Origin of the sequence: Mycobacterium sp. E2462, from assembly GCF_001672685.1 — a bacterium.
GTDB lineage: Bacteria > Actinomycetota > Actinomycetes > Mycobacteriales > Mycobacteriaceae > Mycobacterium.
The window spans coordinates 1-2,876 of the sequence record NZ_LZKC01000102.1 but is presented as its reverse complement, the minus strand read 5'-3'; the positions used below and the strand labels follow the sequence as shown (position 1 = coordinate 2,876).

At 69.5% G+C, this 2,876-nt stretch carries 3 protein-coding genes; 1 reads left to right on the top strand and 2 read right to left on the bottom strand.

Annotated elements, in window-relative coordinates:
- The coding region (locus A5714_RS04915; protein WP_068283316.1) for a DUF6328 family protein at positions 1-441 on the bottom strand (441 nt) is incomplete at its 3' end.
- A 54-nt stretch (positions 442-495) separates the two neighbouring features.
- Entirely contained in the window at positions 496-852 is a 357-nt protein-coding gene (locus tag A5714_RS04910; protein WP_231973924.1) for an STAS domain-containing protein, read from the bottom strand.
- A gap of 230 nt (positions 853-1,082) precedes the next feature.
- Here A5714_RS04910 and A5714_RS04905 point away from each other — a divergent pair.
- On the top strand, positions 1,083-2,876 hold a 1,794-nt coding region (locus A5714_RS04905; protein ID WP_068283312.1), incomplete at its 3' end, for a SpoIIE family protein phosphatase.

Here is a 2,876-nt window from a genome sequence, read left to right as displayed (position 1 = left end):
CAGGGCGCACGCGCCGGCGATCAGCCCGGCGTGACTGCCCGCGACCGCCGCGAAGATGATGAGCGTCATCCCGGTCAAGGCCAGGCCCAGCAGCGCCAGACCCGCGAAGGCGCACCGGTGCGCGGCCGAGACCAGCGCTTGCAGGCGGTGGCGCCGGAACAGCAGCCGGTGCATGCCGACGGGGGCGATCAGCAGCACCGTCGCGCACACCGAACAGCCGACCGTCGCCAGGTAGACGACGCGCAGGTCCGGACCCAGGACCTCAAACCGCTGCTGGAACGGCAGGGTGAGCAGGAACCCGGTCAGCAGTTGCACACCGGTCTGCACCACCCGCAGTTCCTGCAGCAGGCTGTTCCAATTGCGGTCCAGCCGTTGGATTTCGGTCTCGCCGCGTTCCCGGCGGTCCCACCGCTGGTCATCTTGCGGATGGTCGACGTCCATATCCGCCCTTGTTCCAGCGGTGTCGACGGACCCGAGGTGGCCGCGGCAAGCGCCTCAGCTGTCCCGGACGCCGCTCAACGCGTCGTCCAGCGTCGGGTACGTCGGAAACGTCTTGTCCAGCCCCGTCAGGTGGATCGGGCGGCGGGTGGCCGGACCGCGCGCTACCACCCCGAACCCGGTGGCCTTGCCCAGCCGCTCGTAGGTCGCCGCCAGGATCTTCAGGCCCACCGAGCCCAGGAATTCCACCGCGGACAGGTCGATGACCAGCGCCGTGGGACTCTCCTCGACCACCGCCCCGATCGCCTGCTCCAGCGCGGGAGCGGTGACCAAATCGATTTCGCCACTGACACTGACCACGGAGACACCACCGTGGTCTTCAACCAACGTGGTGATCGAATCCGGAGCTGACAACGGCAATCCTTCGTCCAGGGCACTGAGCGTGGTGCAAGCCTAGCCTGCGCGCGCGAACTGCGAGAAGAATATGCCCTTGAAGGGTGCCCCGCGACAAGCCCAGCTAGTCTCCGCGTACAGCCGTGCATTGATGCGGCGCGGCCGTGCCACCCGGGAGGCCAGATGTCGGATTCGCCGTCGATTTTTCTCGACGTGCGGGTGCCCGCCGCGCGGCGTCGGGGAGCCCCGACGTGACCGCCACCGACGACTTCCACGCCGAGTACTCCGCCGCGCTGCTGGCCTACCTGGCGGCGCGCGACGACAAGACCCTGGCCGCCGCCTACGAGCTCGGCCGACGGGCGCTGCAGCAGGAGGTCAGCCTGCTGGCGATCGTCGAGCGTCACGTGGAGCTGGTGTTCGCGGTATCGCAGGACGTGCGGATCGAGGCGCCGATCGCCCTCGAGTTCCTGTTGCAGACGCTGGTGCCGCTCGACATCGCGACTCGCGGCTTCCTCGACCACACCCGGCGCTACGCGCAGGAGCGGGCGCGCGCCGAGCGGCTGGCGGACCGGGACAAGTTCCGCACCGCCATGGTCAATTCGCTGCAGGAGGGCTTTTTCGTCGCCGACCACGAGGGCTCGATCGTCGAGATGAACGACGCCTTCATCGAGATCGTCGGGTACCCGGCGGCGGATCTGCCCTACCGGTGGCCGCACCCGTGGCTCGTCGACACCCAGGGCGCCCGCGAACAGCAGGCGCTGGTCCGAAGCATCGGCAGCACCGGATACGAGACCCCAGTCCGGCATCGTGACGGCCATCTGGTGTGGGTGATGGTGAGCATCAACGCGGTCAAGGAATCGGGCAGTGACGAGGACATGTTCGTCGGCACGATCCGCGACGTCACCGCCGAACGGGCGTTTGCCGCAAGGGAAAGCGCCGTGCTGCGGCTGGCCACCGCGGTGTCGGTGGCCCGCAGCGTGGACGAGCTGCTGTCGATGACGCTGGACGAGTGCAGCGCGGCCATCGACGTCAAGCGCGTGGTGGCCGTGACCTGGCCGACCGGCGAGGGGGTGCCGACCGTCCAGGCCGCCGGCGAGCCGGTGCAGACGTCGTGGCGGGAGCTCGATCCGTGGTTGCGCCAGACGTTCCAGGACGCGCGCCAGCAGTTGCCGCTGACCGCCAAGCCGATCGAGCGGCCCGAAAACTCTGGCAAGGCACACGGTTTGGTCGCGGTCCTGTCGGGCGCCGGGGACCTCGCCTTGTGGCTGGAGCTGTCCGCGCCGCGCTACATCAGCGCCGAGGACCGCCTGCTGGTCACGGTGCTGATCGGCCACCTGAGCCTGGCGATGCAGCACGTTCGCCAATTCGAGAGCGCCCGCGAAACGTCGCTGACGCTGCAGCGCGCCATGTTGCCGCCGGTGCAGCCGCCGCCGGGATTCGCGGTGCGCTACGAGCCCGCGGTGCTGCCCCTGCAGATCGGCGGCGACTGGTATGACGTGTTGCCGGTCGGCGATCACCGCATCGCGATCGTCGTCGGCGACTGTGTGGGCCGCGGCCTGCCGGCCGCGGCGGTCATGGGGCAACTGCGCAGCTCGGCGCGGGCGCTGCTGATCAACGGGGCGGAGCCCGCGCTGCTGCTCGAACAGCTGGATTCGGCGGCGTCACTGATTCCGAATGCCTACTGCACCACCGTCTTCCTGGGAATCCTGGACACCGAGTCCGGCGTGCTGCAGTACAGCAATGCCGGGCACATGCCCGCCGTGCTGGTCGGCCCGCGACCGGGGATGACCCGCCTGCTCGACGATGCCGCGTCGGTGCCCCTGGCCGTGCGTCACCACACGCCGCGACCGCAGGGCACCCGGGTGCTGCCGCCCGGCTCCACCTTGCTGCTGTACACCGACGGGCTGGTGGAGCGCAAGCGCGAGTCTATCGATGACGGAATCGCGCGCGCTGCAGCCGTTTTGACGCGGACCACGGACCTTCCCGTGGACAGCGTCGCCGACGTGGTACTTCGCGAGCTGGCCCCCGCCGCGGGCTACGATGAC